15 protein-coding genes are annotated in these 23,884 nt (G+C 42.7%); 14 read left to right on the forward strand and 1 reads right to left on the reverse strand.

Annotated features, from left to right (window positions below; translation table 11 throughout):
• Nucleotides 1-5: 5 nt before the first annotated feature.
• From KDN43_RS02220 to KDN43_RS02285, 14 genes are all read left to right on the forward strand, one after another.
• The gene (locus tag KDN43_RS02220) at nt 6-1,478 is read left to right on the forward strand and encodes a calcineurin-like phosphoesterase C-terminal domain-containing protein (protein ID WP_238868070.1); all 1,473 of its coding nucleotides are present in this window, start codon (nt 6-8) and stop codon (nt 1,476-1,478) included.
• Nucleotides 1,475-2,776 carry an acetylxylan esterase gene (locus KDN43_RS02225; RefSeq protein ID WP_238868071.1) on the forward strand — a complete coding sequence of 434 codons (1,302 nt, stop codon included), beginning with the start codon at nt 1,475-1,477 and terminating at the stop codon, nt 2,774-2,776. The genes KDN43_RS02220 and KDN43_RS02225 overlap by 4 nt, the downstream gene beginning before the upstream one ends.
• Nucleotides 2,777-2,894: 118 nt before the next feature.
• The gene (locus KDN43_RS02230) at nt 2,895-3,941 is read left to right on the forward strand and encodes a DUF4434 domain-containing protein (protein WP_238868072.1); all 1,047 of its coding nucleotides are present in this window, start codon (nt 2,895-2,897) and stop codon (nt 3,939-3,941) included.
• Nucleotides 3,942-3,966: 25 nt separating this feature from the next.
• Complete coding sequence (locus KDN43_RS02235; RefSeq protein ID WP_238868073.1) at nt 3,967-5,208, forward strand: phosphodiester glycosidase family protein; 1,242 nt, start codon at nt 3,967-3,969, stop codon at nt 5,206-5,208.
• Between the two features lie 45 nt (nt 5,209-5,253).
• Nucleotides 5,254-6,966 (forward strand): FAD-dependent oxidoreductase, encoded by a 1,713-nt coding sequence (locus tag KDN43_RS02240; RefSeq protein ID WP_238868074.1) that lies wholly within the window; start codon nt 5,254-5,256, stop codon nt 6,964-6,966.
• A gap of 44 nt (nt 6,967-7,010) precedes the next feature.
• The gene (locus tag KDN43_RS02245) at nt 7,011-7,907 is read left to right on the forward strand and encodes a PIG-L deacetylase family protein (RefSeq protein WP_238868075.1); all 897 of its coding nucleotides are present in this window, start codon (nt 7,011-7,013) and stop codon (nt 7,905-7,907) included.
• 411 nt (nt 7,908-8,318) lie between these two features.
• Nucleotides 8,319-9,398, forward strand: coding sequence for an SGNH/GDSL hydrolase family protein (locus KDN43_RS02250; RefSeq protein ID WP_238868076.1), 1,080 nt, complete (start codon nt 8,319-8,321; stop codon nt 9,396-9,398).
• Between the two features lie 18 nt (nt 9,399-9,416).
• Nucleotides 9,417-10,526 carry a DUF4434 domain-containing protein gene (locus KDN43_RS02255; protein WP_238868077.1) on the forward strand — a complete coding sequence of 370 codons (1,110 nt, stop codon included), beginning with the start codon at nt 9,417-9,419 and terminating at the stop codon, nt 10,524-10,526.
• Nucleotides 10,527-10,531: 5 nt separating this feature from the next.
• Nucleotides 10,532-11,953, forward strand: coding sequence for a sugar porter family MFS transporter (locus tag KDN43_RS02260; protein ID WP_238868078.1), 1,422 nt, complete (start codon nt 10,532-10,534; stop codon nt 11,951-11,953).
• A gap of 386 nt (nt 11,954-12,339) precedes the next feature.
• Complete coding sequence (locus KDN43_RS02265) at nt 12,340-15,576, forward strand: cyclically-permuted mutarotase family protein (RefSeq protein ID WP_238868079.1); 3,237 nt, start codon at nt 12,340-12,342, stop codon at nt 15,574-15,576.
• The gene (locus KDN43_RS02270; RefSeq protein WP_238868080.1) at nt 15,573-16,847 is read left to right on the forward strand and encodes an MFS transporter; all 1,275 of its coding nucleotides are present in this window, start codon (nt 15,573-15,575) and stop codon (nt 16,845-16,847) included. Before KDN43_RS02265 ends, KDN43_RS02270 begins: the two co-directional genes overlap by 4 nt.
• 24 nt (nt 16,848-16,871) lie before the next feature.
• Complete coding sequence (locus tag KDN43_RS02275; protein WP_238868081.1) at nt 16,872-17,795, forward strand: dihydrodipicolinate synthase family protein; 924 nt, start codon at nt 16,872-16,874, stop codon at nt 17,793-17,795.
• A gap of 370 nt (nt 17,796-18,165) precedes the next feature.
• A complete protein-coding gene (locus KDN43_RS02280) occupies nt 18,166-19,347 on the forward strand; it encodes a BACON domain-containing protein (RefSeq protein ID WP_238868082.1) in 1,182 nt (393 codons plus the stop codon).
• Nucleotides 19,348-19,385: 38 nt separating this feature from the next.
• Nucleotides 19,386-20,966, forward strand: coding sequence for a M60 family metallopeptidase (locus KDN43_RS02285; RefSeq protein WP_238868083.1), 1,581 nt, complete (start codon nt 19,386-19,388; stop codon nt 20,964-20,966).
• Between the two features lie 209 nt (nt 20,967-21,175).
• On the opposite strand, the gene KDN43_RS02290 is transcribed toward KDN43_RS02285, so the two are convergent.
• Nucleotides 21,176-23,800, reverse strand: coding sequence for a glycoside hydrolase family 2 protein (locus KDN43_RS02290; RefSeq protein WP_407681801.1), 2,625 nt, complete (start codon nt 23,798-23,800; stop codon nt 21,176-21,178).
• Nucleotides 23,801-23,884 lie beyond the last annotated feature (84 nt).

Raw genomic sequence — 23,884 nt, forward strand, 5'->3', positions numbered from 1 at the left:
AATACATGCAAAAAAAATCTTTAAATTCAATATTGTTTGCCGCCTTACTTTGCGTATGCCTTCCAACACGTACAGAAGCACAAACGTCTTACCCGGTAAAAGGGAAGGTAACCTGTGGGGAAAAAGGAGTAGCTAACGTGGTGGTTACAGACGGGCAAACCTGCGTACTGACCGATAAAGATGGATTGTTCTCTATGCCCTCACCCGATAGGAATGCTGAATTTGTATACATTACTACTCCGTCGGGGTATCTTACGCAAGATAGTTTAGGAATACCTCAATTTTATCAAAGGATCAACAGTGAAAAAAGTCAAACTTTTCATTTCACAATAAAGAAAAACCCCAAAAACGACCATCGTCATACCCTTCTGGTTCATTCTGACCCGCAATTCTTCAAAGAGGAAAACTTCGCATCATATACGAAGATTGTGGAGGATTGCAAACAGACAATAAACTCTAATAAGCAACACGATGTGTTCGGTATCGACTGCGGCGACCTTGTGGGCGACAGGCCTCAACTCTACTCCCGCTATATTGGGGAACTGAACAAAACTGGTATACCTTTTTATCGTGTATTGGGTAACCACGATGAGAATTATGGCGGTCGTTCCGATGAAACATCTACCCATACCTATAACAGCGTTTTCGGTCCCGCTTACTATTCTTTCAATCGCGGGAAAGTACATTATATAGTCCTTGATAATGTTTTTTACATTGGACGCGACTATTTCTACATTGGTTACATTACCGAAAAAATGTTCCAATGGTTGGAGCAGGATCTATCCCATGTACCCAAAGGTTCTACCGTTTTCGTTGCCATGCATATTCCCGCACAACTTTCCGAAACGCCACAACCGTTCTCGTACTCCAACGAAAACATGGGCGGACAAACCATAAACGCTTCCGCTTTATTTAAAATCCTCGAACCGTATAACGCGCACATTCTTACCGGACACATGCACTACAATAAAAACATTATCCATGCGCCCAATCTCTACGAACACAACACTGCCGCTATTTGCGGCACATGGTGGCAAGGCGATTATTGCTTGGACGGAACACCTCTCGGATACGGAGTATATGAAATAAACGGCGACAACGTACAATGGTACTTTAAAAGCGCCGGTCATCCGCAAGAGTATCAAATGCGCGCTTACGCCGTAGGAGAAAACACCAATTTTCCCGGCGATGTAACCGTAAACGTCTGGAATTGGGATAAAAACTGGAAAATAGAATGGACGGAAAACGGTCAAAACAGGGGCGAAATGACCCGATTCCAAGGCATTGACCCCGAAGTGGTAAAAATGTGTGCCGATAAAGACAAATTGGAATTCAAATGGATTTCGCCCATCATAAACGAACATATGTTCAGAGCCACTCCTGCGTCGAAAGGTTCAACAATAGAAATTATCGTTACAGACGCATTTGGGAAGAAATACAAAACAACCCTAAAATCCAACAATCCTAAAAATAAATGAATAAAAAAACAACTCTCTTTTTCCTGGTTTTATCGGGCTTTTTAACCGTAATTTACGGACAAAAAAAAGGAGAACATCCAAAAATTGATGTGCGGTCAAATCTCGAAGAAGGGATCTACAAAAAACAAGACAGCGTATTTTTTCTGATCACTCTCTCCAATATTTCAGAAAACGACAAATTGTTCTATGAGATTGGACCCGAAAAAATGCCTCCCCGTATAAAAGGCTCTTTACCTTCAATTCCAGGAACGTATAAAATATATGGAGATACGGAAATAACCTCTGGTTTTCTAAGATGTAAAGTTATTCTTTCGTCGGAAGGTGAAAAAACATACCAAACAGCAACAGCAGCGATAGAACCGGATCGTATTAAATCGACCACCCCTCGTCCTGCCGATTTTGACAAATTCTGGCAAACAAAAATAAAAGAAGTATTAACGAAACCGCTCAACAGTGAACTGGCACTTATTCCGGAATACTCAAATGATTCAATAGATGTATTTCAGGTAAAATATCAGATAAGTAAAAAAGATGGTCATTTTTACGGTGTCCTATGTCTGCCCAAAAAGAATGAAAAACTTCCTGCACTAATCAGATTTCCAGGTGCAGGGGTATATCCATCAAGACCCGAAATGGAAATGGCGCAACAGGGAATTATTACTTTAAGCGTTTATATCCACGATTATCCGGTTACTTTAGAAGAAAATTTCTATAACGAACTGAGTAAATCTGCCTTAAAAGAATATCAATATATTGGAATCGAAAATCGCAATGATTTTTATTACAATCGGGTAATTGCCGGATGTGTTAAAGCCGTGGAATTCATCTATTCTCTTCCGGAGTTTGATAAGGAAAGGCTTGCCGTTTGGGGTTCCAGCCAGGGTGGCGCACTCTCTATCATCACCGCTTCGCTGGAACGTAGAGTGAAACGATTAGCAGCCTTCTGCCCGGGAATGTGTGATTTTACAGGGTATCTCCATGGAAGACCAGGGGCTTGGCCCGATTTTTATAATAGCAGCGCCAATATAGGGAAACTCCAAAAAGAAAAAGTATATAAAAACGTATTACCTTATTATGACGTAGTTAATTTCGCCGAGAAAGTGAAAGTTCCCGGATTTTACTCATGGGGATTCAATGATCAAACTACTCCCCCTACTGCAATCTATGCTGCATATAACGGAATTAAAGCTCCCAAGGAAGTTTTTACAATCCCCCAAGGAGAACATAAAATATATCCTGAACAAATCGAAAAATTGAATAAATGGATTTTATCGTATTTTAATTTAGTTCATGAATAAGAAATAGTTCTAATCTTGTTCTAATCATGTAATTATATTAAGTAATAATTGTTATGTTTAATCCATATTAATAGGAATAGCCGTTTGAAAATCATTAAAAAATGAGATCAACAAGGATATGAGTACAAGAAGACAATTTTTAAAATCGTTAGGAACAACATTTGCTTTGGGATGTTTGTCGTCAGAATTACAGGCAACAATTTTAAGACATCCTTCTATAAAAGCCATTGAAGGTTCGTGGTTTGAGTTTCAACACCACAGCCTGATAGAAGGCAAATATTGGAATCCTGCTTTAGCCGCATTTACAGCAGAACAATGGGATAAAAAAATAAAAGAAATCGCCGACACCGGAATCCGGTATCTGGTGCTGTTGAATACGGCTATACGCGACAAAACGTTTTATCCTTCAAAACTTCTGCCTAAACACCAACTGGAATGTGAAGATCCGTTGGAAACGGTCCTTTCGGCTGCGGATAAATACAATATTAAGTTTTTCGTGAGTAACGGGTTCTATGGCGATTGGACTAAATCGGCTTTTCTTATGCAGGATAAGCAAGTGGAAAAACTCCGGTTACAAGCCATGAACGAAATTGCTGAAAAATACTCCCACCACAAAAGTTTCTACGGTTGGTATTATCCTAACGAAACAGGCATTAGAGGACATTACGATGATTTTTTTATCAACTATGTGAATGTTTCTTCACAAGAAGCGGTCAAGTTAATTCCCCACGCAAAAACACTTATTGCGCCATACGGAACACGAAATGTAACTCCCGATGAAAAATATGTACGCCAACTAGAACAACTCAATGTAGACTATATTGCCTATCAGGATGAAATAGGAGTGGAAAAAACAAACGTAGAAGAAAGCGCCGCCTTTTTCGAAAACTTACATAACCTCCATAAAAAAGCAGCCAGATCGAAACTGTGGGCAGATGTAGAAGTGTTCAGATTTGAAGGAAAAGTATATCAAAGTGCTTTACTTCCTGCTCCGGCAAAAAGAGTTATTGAACAAGTGAAAGCCATATCGCCGTATGTAGAGAAAATATTCATCTATCAGTACATCGGGTTGATGAATAAAGCGGAAAGTCCTGTTTTCGCTGGAGTTCCCGAATCTGTTTCCTTATATGAAGGTTTGATGAAAAACCATTTTTTGAAAAAATAAAATATAATTTTAATAAATACAGAAAATGAGACATATATTTTTTCGCATTGCCATTCTCTCTTTGCTGTTGCTTAACTGTTCAGACAAAAACAAAGAAAACGAATTTGACTTCAGGTACATTACCAAACTTGAGGTACTTTCACACAAAGCTCTTGATGTAAAAATTGACAACTTCAGGAAAACGATAGACTTGCTGTTTGAAAGTGGGCAAGACTTTTCGCAAGTGGAGATAAGACTGACGTTAGCGAATAATGTTGAGATGGTCGCTCCTCAAACGGCAACCGCCATATACGATCTAACCAATAAAACTGAAATCTCAGTTAAAAGAAACGGAGAAGTTACAACTTTCATTGTTAATCTGCGTTATAAATCAATTCCTTTTGTAATTTCTTCTAACAATTGGGAAAAAAAAGATAATTTTGGCAACCTTCCGGAATATCTGTCCATATATAAATATAAAAAAGATATTTCCGGAAAATTGGTACAGGCATACATCGCTGTAGCTGATGTGAGCGAAGGAAAAGCAAAATTTAAAATCCTGGGGGAAAAAAAAGGGTATCATACCCCTACACAGTTCTATGAAGCTAACTCTTTTCCCAAAGTGGTTCTTAACGGCGGATTTTTCTGGTCGGGAACTTCATTGGGACTGATCATAAAGAACGGGGAGACAGTGTCGAAAATAGAAACGGTTACAACAAGGAAATATAACGGGGTAGACACAAATTATTATCCCACCACAGGTGCATTCGGGATGGAGAGCGATGGTACATTCACTTCTCAGTGGGTATATCATTCGAATAACATTTTATATGCCTATCCTTCTCCTTCTCCCAATAAATCAGGTGAAAAGCCTATGCCCATACCTTCAGCAATTTTTCCTGAAGGTGCTGTGAAATGGCAACCTAAAGAAGCCATTAGTGCCGGCCCCCTATTAATAAAAGAGGGAGAGTACAAGAATTTATGGGAAAACGAACTGTTCGATGAGGCGAGTGGTGTAGGTCCCAATTACAATCATCCCCGCTCGGCAGTCGGATATCACCCGAACGGATACGTTGTACTCTTCGTATGCGAAGGACGAAATAAAACGCCTAATACACCGGGCATGACATTAAAGAATGTAGCAGATATTTTATTGGAATTAGGCTGTACAGAGGCAATCAATCTGGATGGCGGAGGCTCATCATGCATGTTAATAAATGGGAAGGAAACAATAATTCCCAGCGATGGTAAACAACGGACCATTACAAATATGGTAGCAATATATTGATATAGACATTTCAGAATTAAAAAACAATAAATAAAGAGAATTAAGATGGATAGAAGAAGTTTTATTACGTACGCTACTTTATTGGGAGGTTCTGCAGCATTAAAGGGTAATAATACTTTTATACCCTCCAAGAAACATATAAAAAAGTCCATTAATTCCAGATCACGTGAACTACACGCAGATGTCATCATCCTGGGTGGAGGAATGGGGGGGTGTGCTGCCGCTCTTGCCTGTTGCCGCAATGGACTGAGTGTGATCATGACCGAAGAGACCGACTGGATTGGTGGGCAAGTGTCCCAGCAGGGAGTCCCTCCCGACGAACACCAGTGGATCGAGACCCACGGCGCACCGCAATCGTATCGAGAGTTCAGAAATAAGGTACGCAACTACTACCGTCAGAATTATCCGCTTACGGAAGCGGCCCGCGGCCGGGTAAATCTCAATCCGGGTGATGGGAGCGTATCCAGGATATGTCATGAGCCAAGAGTTGCCGTGTCCGTCTTGACAGATATGCTTTCGCCGTTTCTTAGTACCGGAAAATTGCGGATTCTCCTTAACCATAAGGTATGGAGCAGCGAAGTCTACGGTGACCAGGTAATAAGTGTAGCAGTAAAGAGCATGGAAAAAGGTGACCGGACTATATTAACGGGTGATTCTTTCGTTGATGCAACTGAATGTGGAGATCTGCTCCCATTGACAAATACGGAATATATTACAGGTACAGAATCGAAACATGACACTAAAGAACTGCATGCACCCGAAAAGGCTGATCCGATGAACAACCAGGCATTTACCGTCTGCTTTGCAATGGATTATCAACCCGGAAGAGACAATGTACAGGATCCTCCAAAGGAGTATGATTTCTGGAGAAAATATGTTCCTGAATTGACTCCTCCCTGGTCGGGAAGGTTGCTCGATTTATCCTACTCTAATCCACGTACGCTGCAACCTCAGAAAGTGGGCTTCGACCCATCGGGGAAAAACCCGGAAGGTCTCTTCAACTTATGGAACTACCGTCGCATCATAAACCGACAAAACTTTGTTGAAGGCACATATGATGGAGATATCACCATTGTCAACTGGCCACAAAACGATTTTCTTTTGGGTAACCTGCTGGATGTGCCGGAAAAAACATTCAAAGAAAATGTTGAAAAGGCAAAACAGTTGAGCCACGCACTCTTCTACTGGTTGCAAACCGAGGTGCCCAGACCCGATGGCGGTAAAGGATGGCACGGCCTAAGGCTGCGAGGGGATATCATGGGCACCCATGACGGGATGGCAAAATATCCCTACATCCGGGAATCAAGACGCATCCGTGCCGAATTCACAGTTCTGGAAGAACACGTGGGAGCCGAAAACAGACGTTTGGTTGCCGGCGATATTAAAGGGATGCGTTCCGCAGAATTTTTCGACAGTGTGGGCATCGGTTTTTATGCCATCGACCTGCATCCCTCTACAGGTGGCATCAATTATATCGACATTCCGTCGCTTCCTTTCCAAATACCACTCGGCGCACTGCTACCCATACGTATGAACAACCTGCTCCCGGCCAACAAAAACATCGGCACCACTCATATCACCAACGGCTGTTACCGGTTGCACCCTGTGGAGTGGAGCATTGGAGAAGCGGTAGGCCAACTGATTGCTTTCGCAAAAAAGAAGGAGGTGCCTTTCAGAGCTGTAAGGGAACAGCGGGAGCTTTTGACGGATTTTCAACAAATGTTACATAAGCAGGGTGTGGAAACTGAATGGCCTTGACCCGTAAGGCAGCTTTTATAAACATTATTAACAACATACAGGAGATGAAAAAAACAAGCCATTTAATATTGATTCTGATTTTAGGACTAATCGCAATGAACATGAATGCAGAAGGTATGAAAAACAAAGAGAAAAGAGTAATTGTAATCTGTGCCCATCCCGATGATGCAGAATTGACAACGGGCGGTACCGGCATCCTTTTATCACGCTCAGGATATAAAGTTAAACTTGTCTCTCTTACAAATGGCAATAAGGGACATCATGAAGGCACGAAAAACGAGATAGCTATCCGCAGATACAATGAAACTCAGGAAGTAAAGAAGCGAATGAACTGTGAATACGAGATACTCAATAATGAAGATGGGGAACTGGAAGCAAATTTAAAAAACCGCATGGAGGTGATACGACTGATACGGGAGTGGAAAGCCGACATTGTGATCACTCATCCTTCGTATGACTATCATCCTGATCACCGGAACACCTCTTTACTGGTACAAGATGCCGCATTTTTGGTTAATGTCCCTAAAATATTACCAGAAGTCCCGGCATTAACCGAGAGTCCTTTATTTCTTTATACGAGAGGGCGTTATGCTGATCGTCAAAAGCCCAACCCCGATATCGTAGTAGATATCACACCGGTGGTAAGAGAGAAAGCATATATCATTGATGCTCATGCATCCCAAATATATGAATGGTTGCCCTGGATTAACCGGAGCAACAAGATCATTCCAGACACACAAGAAGAGAAAATTGAATATATCCTGAAAGAATATGTGCTGAAGCGGGGAGAGATAAAGGAAAAAGACAGACCTGTTGTTGAAAAATGGTATGGGAGCAAGGCAAAAGAAGTAAAAACAATCGAAGCATTTGAAATCTGCGAATTTGGCCGTAGTGTCGACGATCGGGAGATCAGGGAATTATTCCCAATGTTTCCCAAATAACAAAGGTTTTGTTAAATTTGACTTAATAGCCGTATAGCCTGATAATTATTCCGTTCTTTTAATCAGTCAGGTGCGAGAAGTCCGTTTAAAACAGTTGATTATTGAGTCTGCTCCGAAAACCCCAAAACCCGATTTCAGAAGGTCACAACTCGCTGGAAATCGATAGCATTCTTTGTTGGATTTTCAGCAAAAAAGACTTATCGGAGGGGACTCATTATTGAAATAGAAGAAGAAATATAAAAACAATATTCGCAACTTGATAAAAATAAGCAAAAAAAAGAGCAATAAGCTTTCAAGAAGATCGTTTTTTAAATCGTCAGGCATAACCACACATGAGGAAGGAATCCGGCACAATTAAAGAACGGGCCAAAAAATCCATCTGACAATAATGTAAATAATAAAAATAACCAGATGACAAAAGTAAATTTGTTTTTAGCATGTATCCTCTATTTAGTCACATCGCAAATACATGCGCAAACGGTATATTATGAGGCAGATCAGTTTCAGCTTATAGGAAAAATATCGGAAGAAACCGAGACACGATACGAACGACTCCCGGCCTACCTTAAAGAGAGGTGCCGCGCTCCGTTATGGAATTTGGGAAAAAACAGTTCCGGCCTAGCGTTACGTTTCAGGACAAACAGCAGTGCCATCTCTACGAGATGGGAAGTGGCGGGAGATAACCATATGAACCATATGACCGATACAGGTATCAAGGGGATCGATCTCTATGCTTGGGAAAAAAATCACTGGCAACCTGTGAAAGCAGGCCTTCCTACAGGGAAGACAAACGAACGGGTCATTATCTCGAATATGACGGCGCAGGAACGGGAATATATAATGTTTCTTCCTCTTTATGACGGAATTATTTCTCTCTCAATAGGCATAGACTCCACCGCCTATATTAAAAATCCGGCACTGCCCTACCCCGACACAACTCATCCCATTCTGGTTTACGGAACCAGCATCACTCAGGGAGGATGTGCTTCAAGGCCGGGAATGTCGTATACCAACATCCTTACCCGCAAATTAAACAGGGAGGTGATTAACTTGGGATTCAGCGGAAACGGTCAGCTCGATTATGAGATTGCTGAATTAATGGCAACTCGCCGGGATGCATCGATGTTTATACTAGACTTTATTCCCAATGTGAACGCTAAACAGCTGACTGAAAAAACAATGACTTTTTTCAACATATTGCGTAAAACCAATCCAAACACCCCGATCCTTTTCGTTGAAACAATCATTTTTCCTCATTCATTTTACGATAGAAAGACCTATGAAACAATCACGGAAAAGAACAGACTGTTAAAAGAAGAATACGAAAAGATTAAACGCAGTGGAGATAAAAACATATACTACCTGACAGGTGATGACCTGATAGGTAATAATGGCGAAGCAACCGTTGATGGTGTACATCTTACCGATACAGGCTTCGCACGAATGGCAGAAAAACTTTTTGGAGCAATATACTGTATAGAAAACAAATAACATATAATACAGACAACTATGCTGAACAACAGAAGAGATTTTATTAAAAAAGCAGCTCTTGCCAGCGCATCAGCAGCTGCTATTCCATTGTTGCCGAGTTGTAGCAACAGCAAAAAAAATATTATGCAGGATAATGGTTCAAATATATATAAGGACAGTGAACTGAAAAGCGAACTTATTGTCCCGAGAAACAACGGAATCAAAATTACAGGTACGTTTTTAGATGAAATTTCTCATGATATTCCTCACCAGAACTGGGGTGAAGCGGAATGGGATCTTGATTTCCAACACATGAAGGCAATAGGTATTGATACGGTAATCATGATTCGTTCGGGTTACAAGAAATTCATTACTTACCCTTCACAATATCTGCTTGGCAAAGGATGTTATATGCCTTCTGTTGACCTGCTGGATATGTATTTGAGACTCGCAGAGAAGTATGATATGAAATTTTACTTTGGATTGTATGATTCTGGCCATTACTGGGCTACTGGCGACATGTCGCACGAGATAGAAGACAACAAATACGTAATTGATGAGGTGTGGGAAAATTATGGCGAAAAATTTAAGAGTTTTGGGGGCTGGTATGTGAGTGGGGAGATAAGCCGCGCCACCAAGGGAGCTATCGGAGCATTTTATGCAATGGGTAAGCAGTGTAAAGATGTATCTGGCGGATTACCCACATTTATTTCACCTTGGATAGATGGGAAAAAAGCTGTGGCAGCAAGCGGAATTTCCCTATCCAAAAACGAAGCCGTATCCGTTCAGCAGCACGAAAAGGAATGGGATGAGATTTTCGCGGGAATCCACGAAGTAGTTGATGCTGTTGCATTCCAGGATGGACATATCGATTATGATGAACTGGATGCTTTTTTCACTGTGAACAAGAAGCTGGCCGATAAATATGGTATGAAATGTTGGACAAATGCCGAGACTTTCGACCGCGATATGCCCATCAAGTTCCTGCCTATAAAATTCGATAAATTGCGCATGAAGCTGGAGGCAGCTCAACGTTGCGGATACGACAAGGCCATTACCTTTGAGTTCTCTCACTTCATGAGTCCACAGTCTGCCTACACTCAGGCGGGTAACTTATACTGCAGATATAAAGAATACTTTAACTTGTAGACAAGATGAACAAGGTAAATAATTTAGGCTATGTGACGTTTCTGTCCGTTGTTGCTGCATTGGGTGGTTTTTTATTCGGTTACGATACGGCTGTAATATCCGGAACCGTTTCGCAGGTTTCCAGTCAGTTTTCGCTTACAACTCTGCAAAGTGGCTGGTATGTAGGCTGTGCTCTGGTTGGGTCGATTACAGGTGTACTCTTCGCCGGGACATTAAGTGACCGTTTGGGACGCAAAAAAACAATGCTGATTTCAGCTATACTTTTTACTGTTTCTGCAGCAGGATGTGCTGTCTCTGCCAATCTTGATCAGCTAGTTATTTATCGTATGATTGGCGGGGTAGGTATTGGTATTGTATCCGTAGTATGCCCTCTGTATATCTCGGAAGTTTCACCCGCATCGCACCGGGGACGTATGGTATCGCTCTACCAGCTTGCCGTTACAGTCGGGTTTCTTGGAGCTTATCTGATGAATTACTTTTTACTTGACCTGTCTGTAAATTTCTCCTCAAGCAACCCCCTTTTACTCAAAATATTTGGAACAGAAGTATGGCGAGGTATGCTGGGAGCTGAAACATTACCTGCCCTACTGTTCTTTATCATCATTTTCTTTATTCCGGAAAGCCCCCGATGGCTGATTGTAAAAGAACAGGAAAGCCGGGCATCCTCTATTTTTGCAAAAATATATAATGACTCATCTGTTATTTCGTTTCAGATAAACGAAACAAAGTCGATGCTGCAGTCGGAAGAAAAATCTGAATGGAAATTGCTTTTAAGCCCGGGTATCTTCCGTGCAGTAATTATAGGAGCCGCTATTGCTATCTTGGGGCAATTTATGGGAGTAAATGCCGTATTGTACTACGGACCGTCAATTTTCGAAGCCAGCGGGCTCTCCAGCGGAGATTCCCTGTTCTACCAGTCGCTTATTGGTCTGGTAAATATGGGCACCACCATATTGGCACTTTTAATCATAGACAGGATAGGCAGGAAAAAGCTGGTCTATATTGGTGTATCTGGTATGATTGTTTCTCTTTTGCTTATCGGAACCTACTTTTTAATGGGAGACACATGGAATCTATCAAGCATTTTCCTGTTAGTATGTTTTCTAATGTACATATTTTTCACAGCCGGATCCATTAGTGCTGTTATTTTCGTTTTTCTGTCGGAAATGTATCCTACCCGCATCCGTGGTACCGCCATGTCTATAGCGGGACTATCTCTCTGGATAGGCACCTATCTCATCGGGCAACTTACACCGTGGATGCTTGAGACCCTTACTCCCGCCGGAACCTTCTTCCTGTTCGGTATCATGTGTATCCCTTATATGTTGATCGTATGGAAGCTTATGCCGGAAACAGCCGGTAAATCACTGGAGGAGATCGAACGATTCTGGATGAAAGGTAAAAACTCAAGCAGCTCATCTTTATAACACTCTTCTTGAAAGACATGTGCCCGAAGAGATTAATACATCTAATTTTCTGCTATTTTCGCATCGAGAAATGAGTCTCCTCCAATAAGTCTTTTTTCTTGAAAATTTCACAAGATGATCATTGATTTTCAATAAGTTGCAAACCGATAAAATTGGGTTTTAAGGTTTTCGGAGAGGACTCAGAAATTAAATTAGAAAATTATGTTGTCAATTAGTCGGCCTTTAAAAAGTATTCAATCATCTATATTACAGCAAATAGTAGATACATCTATTGGTTTATTTTGCAAGTTTTCGTAATTAAACACTCCTATTCAAGAGCATTGAACATTTTTAGTTCATGCTCTTGAATTTTTAATTATTTTTGCAATTATCCTATCAACAACAATATGAAGAATGTAAATTTTTTTATACTCTTTTTCCTGATTTTTGGAATACGGATTTTTGCAGGCCCAGTCAAAGTAGCCTGTGTGGGGAACTCAGTGACATTTGGTGTGGGAATTGAGAACCAGGATGAAAAGTATCCGGCTCAACTACAAGCGATGCTGGGTAAAGAATATGAAGTAAAAAACTTTGGACACAGCGGCGCTTCATTGTTAAAGAACGGATTCAGGCCATATTGGATATTACCCGAGTTTGAAGAAGCGATTTCATATAAACCGGATATCGTTATCATTCATCTCGGGCTTAATGATACTGATCCGAGAAGCTGGCCAAAATTTCGCGATGAGTTCGTAAGAGATTATTCCAGCCTGATTGATACCTTTAAAACAATAAACCCCGGGGCAGAGGTGAAAATTTGCAGGTTAACACCCATCTTCACCGGGCACAAACGATTCAAGTCGAGTACCAGGGACTGGTTCTGGCAGGTACAGGATGCTCTTGAAACTGTTGCTGAGATCAATAATGTAGCACTTATTGACCTTCATACGCCGCTATACCGCCGTCCCGACCTACTGCCTGATGCAGTACATCCAACCGGTGAGGGTGCCGGTATTATTGCAAGAACAGTTTATGGTGCAATTACCCAAGAGTATGGCGGACTAAGGTTAGCTCCTCCATTCTCAAGCGGAATGGTGTTGCAACGTAAGCAACCAATCGTATTCTGGGGGACTGCCAATGGCGGGAGTGAGGTCGCGGTAAAATTCAACACATATAAAAAATCAGCCGTGACTGGCGCTGACGGAAAATGGGAGATTGAATTTCCAGCTTTGGAAGCAGGAGGTCCATATACGGCGGTTATAGAGAACGGAATATCAAAAATAATATTAAAAGATATACTTATCGGCGATGTGTGGCTTTGTTCCGGTCAATCAAACATGGAGTTCATTTTAAGTAAAGCAGCCACAGCATCTGAAGATATTCCTGGTGCCAACTTCCCGAAAATACGTCTGCTCAATATGCAACCTGTTGCCTATACCAATAATGAGGCATGGGAAGAGGAGACTCTGGAAAAAATTAACCGGTTACAATATTTTACTATGGGTGAATGGCAGCGATGTACACCGGAGACAGCCGGAAATTTCTCTGCTGTGGCATACCATTTTGGGAAAAAAATCCATCAGGAAACAGGTGTCCCGATGGGACTTATACTGAATGCTACAGGTGGCTCACCTGCTGAAGCATGGATAGACCGGCTAACACTTGAACGCCATCCCCGTTTGGTTGATATGTTTCAAAACTGGAACAATAACGATTATATAAACAGTTGGTGCCGGGAAAGAGCAACAAAGAACATAGAGTTATCCAAAAACAGCCTGCAGCGACATCCTTACCATCCAGCCTACCTTTACGAAGCCGGCATTTCAGAAATCACAAAATTAAATATAACCGGAGTTATCTGGTACCAGGGAGAATCGAACGAGCATAATGTGGAACTGCATGAAGTGATCTTCCCCACTCTCGTGAAAAGCTGGAGAAAGGCTTGGGATAGGGAGTTCCCTTTTTATTTCGTACAACTTTCCAGTACGGCAACCGGTAGAGAAACCTGGGGGCACCTTAGAGACAGTCAGCGCAGATTATCAGCCCTTGTCCCAAAAACCGGCATGGCTGTCTCTTCAGATCTGGGCGACAGTACCGACGTACATCCGCGTCAGAAAAAACAGATCGGGGAACGCCTTGCACGATGGGCTCTAAATCGAACATACGAGATAACGGATATTGTTCCATCCGGTCCGTTGTTTCGCGATCTCTTTTTCGATGGAGGAGAGGGCTGGCTCTTTTTCGAATATGCCGAAGGATTGCACACCTCTGACGGGGAGCCTCTTCGCTCGTTCGAGCTGGCTGAGTATCCGGGATTGTTTTATCCGGCAACTGCAGAGGTTATTGGGAATGTTGTCAGAGTTAGTTCAAAAATGGTGAGAAATCCCAAATACGTACGTTACGGATGGAGCTCCTTTTCCGATGGAAACCTTGTGAATGGTGAAGAATTACCAGCTTCAACCTTTTCAAATGAAAATTTAGCTGTAACCTTTGCCGAAATGATACCGTCACGCACAGAACACAACAATACAAATAACGATATGAAAATAACCTGGACAAAACTAACTACAAAAGGGTTGAATAATAACCTGGCAAAGGGGTTATCAGCTACATACGCTGCACTAATAGACAACAAGCTAGTGGTTGCCGGCGGGGCCAACTTCCCCGGAAAACCCGGATTTGAAGGCGGTTCGAAAGCATTTTACAATGAAATTATGCTGTACGATTCAACAAAAAATAAGTGGAAGCTTATAGGACACTTGCCCCATTCATCGGCTTACGGTGTATCCGTCCCCGTTTCGGACGGTGCATTGTGGATTGGCGGAAGCACCGCTTCGCAATCACTGAAGAGCGTTTATAGAATTTCCTTATCAGGGACTGGCACTATTGATCTGAAGCCGTTCCCGGGATTACCTGCCACCATGGATAACTTTGCCGGGTGCTCTATTGGAGACAAAGTCTTTATTGGGGGAGGAAACGTGAACGGGAAACCGTCAAATACTTTTTATTTCATGGATGCGAAGACCGATTCGGGATGGACGGTTTTACCCGATTATCCGGGCCTGCCCCGCGTTCAGCCTGTGATGGCAGCCGTTGAAGAAGAGGGGAAACCTTACGTCTACCTGTTCGGTGGTTTCTTTGGCGGGGATACCGAAAATAAACCGGCAATGGCAACCGATGTGCTTTGCTATGATGTCACAGCCGGGAAATGGGGAAAGGCTGGAGAGCAGATCGATCCGGGGACCGGAAAGCCATTTTCTCTCGGAGGTGCTGCAGCAATGCCGGTTGACAACAGGTATATACTTTGTTTGGGAGGCGTGAATCACGATCTATTTCTCTATGCCTTAGCTTCTCAACACAGCATAGCAATCAAAGCAGACTTAACAGCTGACGAGCGTAAACAGCAAAATTTTGAATTCTCGAAAAATTATATGACTCAACCCATAGAATACTACAAATTCAATCAGGAATGTCGTATATTTGACACGTTTACCGGTAAATGGAAGACAATTGACGTTACACCCAACACTGCCCGTGCGGGGGCAACACTCGTTTTCAGCGGAAAAGAGCTATACGCCGTACAAGGTGAACTGAAACCGGGCGTTCGTACACCAGTTACGATTAAAGGAGAGATTGACATATGAAGAACAGTAAAGCCTATCCGTGGATATTAGTCGGTTTGCTTTGGTTTGTAGCGCTGCTGAACTATCTCGACCGCCAAATGCTTTCCACCATGCAATCATCCATGCAGATGGATATTAAAGAGTTAGCTATAGCAGAAAACTTCGGCAGAATAATGGGGATATTCCTGCTTATTTACGGTTTGATGAGTCCGGTAGCCGGAATAATTGCCGACCGTATAAACCGCAAATGGCTGATTGTAGGGAGCTTGTTTGTGTGGTCAGCAGTAACGTACGGATTAGGCTACGCGCAAACTTTTCAGCAGGTGTATTGGCTCCGTGCGCTGATGGGCGTCAGCGAAGCGCTTTACCTGCCCACGGGATTGGCGATGATTGCCGATTTCCACTCGTCGAAGACAAGGTCGCTGGCAATCGGCATTCACATGTCGGGATTATATGCCGGGCAGGCGCTCGGCGGATTCGGTGCAACCATCGCGGCAAACTATTCATGGCACACGGTTTTCCATTGGTTCGGAATTGCCGGGATTGTATATGCCATGCTGCTTATTTTCCTGCTGCACGACAAAGAGGGACACGCGGGCACCAAGACAGCCAGGCTGAATGTGGATCCCCAAAAGGCAAGCATTAATAAAACGTCTGTTTTAAGCTCATTTGGGATTATCCTGGGCACTGTCTCTTTCTGGATAATGCTTTTCTACTTTATGGCTCCGAGTTTTCCCGGCTGGGCAACAAAAAACTGGCTCCCCACACTGTTTTCCGAAAACCTGGGAATTGAAATGGCTAAAGCCGGGCCCATGGCTACCATTTCCATCGCCATAGCCTCGTTTATCGGCGTGCTTATCGGAGGACCGCTATCCGACCGTTGGGTTCAGAAAAATATCCGCGGCCGCATATACACCAGTGTCATCGGACTCACACTAACCATCCCTTCTCTCATACTGCTGGGGTATGGACACACATATGCCGGACTGATTGGAGCAGCAATGCTTTTTGGCATTGGATACGGCATGTTCGACACAAACAATATGCCGATACTCTGCCAGATTATTCCTCAGAAATACCGTGCCACTGCTTATGGAATTATGAACATGATGGGTGTATTCGCGGGTTATGCCGTTACGCTGATACTGGGAAGCTCTACAGACGCGGGTAATCTGGGTGCCGACTTCAGCAAGTTATCTATTGTGGTGCTGGCAGCCATAATTTTGATGATACTTTTTGTGAAGCCGAAGCATGAGCTCACCTATCTGCACGATAAAGAAAAAACAGATTAATAATTTAAAACAAAAACGGGAATTATGAAATTTGAAAAAATCAAAGGTTTAGTTGTAGCGCCATTCACTCCATTCGACAGAAAGGGTGAAGTAGATTTAGGACCGATAGCTGACTATGCAACCATGTTGCAAAAGAATGGTTTGATAGGGGTGTTCATAAACGGGTCATCAGGCGAAGGCTATATGCTGACAGTGGAAGAACGGTTGAAACTGGCCGAAAAATGGATGTCTGTAGCACCTGACGGATTCAAAGTTATTGTGCACGTTGGAGCCACCTGCATAAAGGATAGCTACAGGATGGCACAACATGCGCAGGATATCGGGGCTTTCGGCGTTGGAGCCATGGCTTCCCCATTCCCGAAAGCGGGAAGGGTGGAAGAACTGGTGCAATATTGTGAAGAGATTGCAACAGGTGCACCCAACCTGCCATTTTACTTCTATCACATCCCGGCATTGAATGGTGTTTATCTTCCCATGCTGCCCTTTCTGAAAAAGGCTGAAGGACGCATTCCAAATCTGGCCGGCATTAAATATACCTTTGAGAGCCTTTATGAATACAACCAGTGTATGTTATATGAAAATGGGAAGTTTGATATGCTCCACGGGCAGGACGAGACCATACTTTCGGCGTTAGTAATGGGAGGTGCGCAAGGCGGCATCAGTGGGACTGGAAGTTATATTGGAAGTTCACTTGTTGGGGTGATCAACGAATACAACAAAGGTAATATCGAAAAAGCACGAGATCATCAGAATTTTGCACAGGAGGTTATAAATGTAATTGCACGGTACAGAGGAAATATTGTGGCCGGTAAACGAATCATGAAGCTGATTGGGCTGGACCTGGGCATCAACCGCACACCATTTCAGAATGTGACAGCCGAAGAGGAAACGATTATTAAAAAAGAGCTGGAATCGATAGTTTTTTTTAACAGGTGTAATAAATTTTAGGCAAGTTTCAAGTATACCCGTTATGCAGGATGTAATTTAAAATTAGTTGCATTTTCACTTGTTTTGAGATATAACAGGCATTAAAAGCAATTGCCTTGCAATTTCCGGTCCAGGCAGATTTTAAAAAATAAGAATTGAGTTTGCTCCGAAAATCCCCAAATCCGGTTTTAATAGTTTTCAACTCGCTGAATATCAATGTGGTTTTGGAATATTTTCATTAGAAAAGAGTTATAATAGGGGACTCAGAATTAGTAGGAGGCAAATGAAAATAACGGTTATGGTGAGCAGAAAATTATTTCAATTATTTTAAAATCAAAATCCATTTTTGCAAGCAGAGAGAAAAGCTTGTAAAAATTTTACAAAAATCCGTATGAGAACAATCAACCTGTTTTTGTATTTTATCTCATCATTGTTTGTAGTAATTTGCTCATGCAATTCACCAGATGAAATTATTGAAGAACCAAGACTTGAGATCAAAGAGTTGACCCAGAATTTCGAGACAAAATCTGAGAGCCGCTCAATTGAAGTTGTTACAAATATCTCGGGTTGGAGTGCAAAGTCGTCGGAACCACTTTGGTGTGCAGCTTCCAAAAGCTCAATAAATAATAATGTGCTTATTATAAGTGTTAAAGAAAACAGGGGAACAGCCTCCAGGGAATGCGCAGTAACTGTAACCGGCGATAAGCTTGAGAGGGTTGTCACAGTGAAGCAACTTGGCAATTCGCCGGCACTGGCTTTATCGCCCGATTCGCTGTACTTGCCTTACAAATCATCAACCCGAAACATAACCGTAACAAGTAACGTGGAAAAGATAGATATTGAGATTCAACCACAGGAGGTTAGTTGGGTGACATGTACTATAAACAGCGAAACAGCCAGAATCTATAATGTCAGCATAACGGAAAACAAGTCTCCGGCTGAAAGAACGGCAATGGTCATATTTAAGTCGGCAGATCCTATAGAACAAACCCTTGCTAGAGACACATTGCTTGTAACCCAAAAGCCGGCCCAGGGATCTGTAAGTGAAGTGGATGTGGCGAAAGATATAAAAATTATACCTTCCTCGGGTAAAGCCAACCAATATCAGCCTGGACAGAATATTGAAAACACCTATGATGGTGTCTTCGGAGGATCACCTTATCACTCTCCGTGGCTTGGAAAAACTTTTTTTCCGGTAATACTCGAATACTATTTCGACAATAAGCCCGACATAATTGATTACTTTATTTACCACACACGTTCCGGAAATGGCAACTTCGGGAGACTAAAACTATATGTAGCAACGCAAGATCAACAGGAATACCGTTTATATGGCGACTATGATTTCAAAGAAACCAGCAGCCCCTCAAAAATCACCTTTCCAGACGGATTGAAAAAACCCACAAAAATCAAATTTGAAGTCCTATCGGGATTGGGCGGTTATGCCAGTTGCGACGAGATGGAATTCTTTAAAATAAACACCGACAATCCATTATCGGGAAAATTGCTCACTGTTTTTACTGATATTTCGTGCTCCGCACTTAAAACGGGAGTAACAGACGCGCGGAAATAAACGCACTGCCTCTATTTTTCGGAAGCATTGCTACAAGCATGAAAAAGGAGACATATCCTCGTGATTTCCGAATAGCTAATTATCAACCGTATAGCATAACAGAGGAGTGGGCAGAAAAACTAATCATAAACAAGCGTGGGGTACTGGATAATTGTACTGGAATTTATGGCGAAGCAAACGAAGAAATAATAGTTTTAGTCGGAAAAACAAATGGTAACCAAATTCAACTTCGTTGTATTGGCGACGGAAATTTCAATGGCGACAATTACATGCTGAACGAAGGAATAAACAAAATCAGGCTACGTAATCGAGGATTGTTCTATATTATGTACAACGTGAGCAATATTCAATCGCCAATGGCTAAGCCAATTACCGTGCGCTTCCCGATGCAGTGCGGCAAGGTGAACGGATATTGGGACATAAATATACATAAAACCGACGAAAAATATAAAGAACTGCTGGCTGCCGCAACTTACCCCTATTTCGATGTAAAAGGTAATCATATGATGCTGAAATTTGTAACCGATAACGGATTTCGCAAATATGTTCCCAACAAAATCATTGCTACTGTTAATTTCTGGGACGAGATGGTGACATGGCAACAAAGCCTGATGGGCTGGGAAGGAATTTATCCCGAACAAATGAACAACAGGATGTATGCACGTTCCACACCAACAGGTTATATGTCGGCACAGGATTATCAGACAAATTTTGGAGAAGGTGCACTATATAAAATTCTAAATCCGGCAGTAATGCTTCAAAACGAAGACGACCCGTGGGGGCCGGCACACGAAATAGGTCACATGAACCAGGGAGCAATAAACTGGGCAGGGAATACCGAAACATCAAACAACCTCTTTTCAAATCTCATTCACCACAAAATGACCTCTTTCCCGACACGTGGCGAAACAATGGAACAAAACAATAAGGCACTCGTACTGGAGAAGCGTGTTTTCACAAACGTAGGTACTTACAGTGGTGAAGATATTGGACACGCTTCGTTGCGAATGAACTGGCAGCTATACTGCTATTTCCATTGGTTAGAAAATGATGTGCAATTTTTCCCGAAACTCTTCTCTATATCACGCGAATCAGGCCGACGCCCCATAGCTAACAATCCCGGATGGTCGCAACTAAACTATGTGCGTAATGCATGTGATGCAGCCAAGCTCGACTTAACCGATTTCTTCGGTTTCTGGGGATTTTTCCGTCCTGTCGATATAATAATAAATCAGTATTACGAGGCTCATCTTAAAGTCACACAGGAGATGGTGAATGAAACTATCACATATGTGAAATCTAAAAATTACCCCAAACCAAAACAGGTAATCCAATATATTGAAGATCGCGACGGAGCAAATTACGGAGATGTGGGCAAACTTAACAAACAGTACAAAAACAACACCAAAATCACAAAATCTGTTTCTTATTCTAAAACAGGTAATGCCATTACCATAAGCAATGGTGATGAAGCAGTTGGTTTTGAAGTGAAGGAGGGAGATGAATTGAAATTTTTCAGCAACAAGTATTCCTTCACCCTCCCAGCCGATTTATGGAATATCAACTGCAAAGTATATGCTGTACAGGCTGATGGTGTTAGAAAGCTGTTGAGCCCTTGATGATAGACTAATAATAACTCAACCCTTTTATTGCTGGTGTTTCAATAAATGGAATCCTCACGGTTATGAAGTAGAGTGATAATACGATTTACCACGGTAAAAAGAAGAAGGCCAAAAAAATCCCGCTGATATTAAAGCGAAACAGCATTTTAATATCAACGGGATAAAATTTTATAACGGTTTAGAATATTCTAAACGGGCAGGGGAATCTATTTTCCTTCAAATTCTTGTTGTTGCCGTTCTACCTCTTTCAGCTTATATTGCCTCAGTTCGGTTTCCAGCTCCGTCACTTTCCGTGAAAGATCTTCTGTGTCATTGTTTTTATCAACGTTCACTACACTTAACGAAACGCTTGCTGAAGCCCTGCCCTCTTCGCTGTATATCATACGATCTTTCGCTGGAACTGTTTCAAATATCAACTCTCCCGCTGCAGGCGTGTGGACACCTTCATCAATAACCGATGCCCTGACCTTTATTAATCCCGGTTTCAAAGTAGACCGGATAAGCACCGGGGCTGTTCCCCATTCCACTTTGCGCGGATTGGCCTCACTTTCAGGGCCGCCCAATATTTCTCCTTCGCCCTCAACCTCAAAACGGATTGATGAATTGTTCAACCTTTTCACATTACCCTCTGCATCGGTAACCGAAGCGACCACAGTCACAAAATCTGAACCGTTTGCTTCAGGAGCGACACCCTTGTTTTCAAGAGTAAGCACTATTTTAGCGGGCCGAAGAGCTGGTTTCTTCAAATACCGCGCAACCACTTTTCCATTGATCAACCCTTCAGCAATCATGTTGGCATCAGCCGCATTATTCTTTCGGTACAGTTCCTTCATATCCATAAAATCGAACACATCTTTGAACACCACCACCGGATGCGGCATTTTCATCCCCAAATCTGCAGGTTTCTGAACCAATGTGTCTTTTCCCAAGACAATCAATCGGACCTCATCGCAGTTTGTAAAAACGGTTACATCTTTTTCTGAAAAAGGAGTCATCTCATGAGCAATATATACCATCGGGAGATTTTTATCACTGACATCACGCTGGCTTGCGAACAGGTAATACGAATACTTTGGTTGTCGGAAAACATCAGCTATACCTCCGTAAAACGGATCGGGATGATAACCCCGCTGGTGATCGAACGAATGCCATAAAGCTCCTCCAACATGCTGGCGGGGTGCTTGATATAATGCTTCCCAACAGGTATACAAATAATCAGGATTGGAATAATGCTTTACCTGCACTAACTGAGCATGCTCGCCCCAGCCGCGACTCACCCGGCTCGGGGAATTGTGAGAATTCCAGTTGTCTACGCAGTCGCCCCACTCACGGTTGAAGAAACAGCGATCCTCCTTTTCGTAATCGAGTGACATCTTTTTAACATTTTCAGGCGTATTGTCGTACTTGTAATCCCAAAAGCCATACTGAAAAGGATGCGAATATATCACATCGAAATTCTCCTGCCCCCTGGCTTCCCAGTCGCACACTGTAAAAACTCCCTGCCCGGGGCATTCTTCATGTACAATATTGTGCACAATCCGGGCAAAATCGACTGGGTACCATGTTTCATTAAGAATAGGTTCCCACATCAGTACACAAGGGTGATTCCGGTCGCGGCGGACCATGTTTCGTATATCTTCGTAAATTCGTTCGGCAAAGATCGGTTTATCGTTCCAGAACTGCCAGCCTGGCGTGGCCACAATATAAAAGAGCCCGAGTGCATCGCATGCATCCATAAATGCAGGATCGACAGGGTAATGAGCTGCGCGTACAATATCACAGCCTGCCTCTTTCAGTATGCATGCATCGAGCCACTGCCCCAGGTTGGGGAGCGCATTACCCACATAGGCATGATCCTGGTGACGGTTTGCCCCTACCAGCTTGCCCTGATAGGGTTCGTTGTTAAGGTAGAATCCATCTTTTCCCCTGAAATCAATTATCCTGACCCCCACTTTTGTTGCAACGCCGTCTAAAGACTGCTTCTTTTTATTCAGGACCAGCACTTCAAGCTTGTAGAGATATGGATCATCCGGTGTCCATAACTTTGCTCCTTTTATCTTGATCTCCCTGCTGATGGTTGCCGAAGAGCCAGCACCAATTTCCAACGGAACGGAAGAGCGTGAAACAACCTCCCCCTCGGCACTCTTAAGAACCAGCTGAACAAGTACGTTTTCATCTATCTTAGCCTCATTCCGTATATCAGCTTGTACATTAATAACAGCTTCATTATCCGAGATAGAAGAAGTACGGGCAAAGAGCCCTCCACCAGCTACCTTGCGCGCGCGATTAGCATCACTCACGTAGATATGGTTGGTGGCAATAAGCCAGACATCGCGGTAAATTCCACCGAAGTACGAGAAATCGAGTACATCCTGAGCTTTGCCAGGAGGATAATCCGGATCGTTGCTGTTGTCTGCCCAAACGGCCAGAACATGTTTTTCACCGGCTTTCACTTTTCCTGTAAGCTCGACCGAGAACGGCAGGTAACCTCCAAAATGTTCCCCAAGTAGCTCGCCATCGAGCCATACCTTGCATTTACCCATCACGGCTTCGAAATAGAGGTTCAGAACTTTACCTTCAATTGACGGGTCTATGGTGAAATGTTTCCGGTACCAGGCTTCTCCCTGGTAGTTATTACAACCGCTAGCTTCGGTTGAAATCCACTCCAAGCCGTGCGGACAGTTCACCAATTCCCAGTCTGAATCATCAAAGCCGGGGAGCTCCGCCTGCGAAGCTTCTCCTTTGTAAAAGCGCCACCCTACATTAAAATTAAATATGTCACGCCCGCTATCTTTAACTTCAAAAAAACCAGCTTTTGAAAATTCCGGCATAACCGTAGTAGAAGCTTGCAAGTTCGGAAAAGAACAATACAGAATGGCAACAATTGCCAAATAAAACAGTTTTTCCTTCATTCC

It is taken from the genome of Proteiniphilum propionicum (genome assembly GCF_022267555.1).
GTDB lineage: Bacteria > Bacteroidota > Bacteroidia > Bacteroidales > Dysgonomonadaceae > Proteiniphilum > Proteiniphilum propionicum.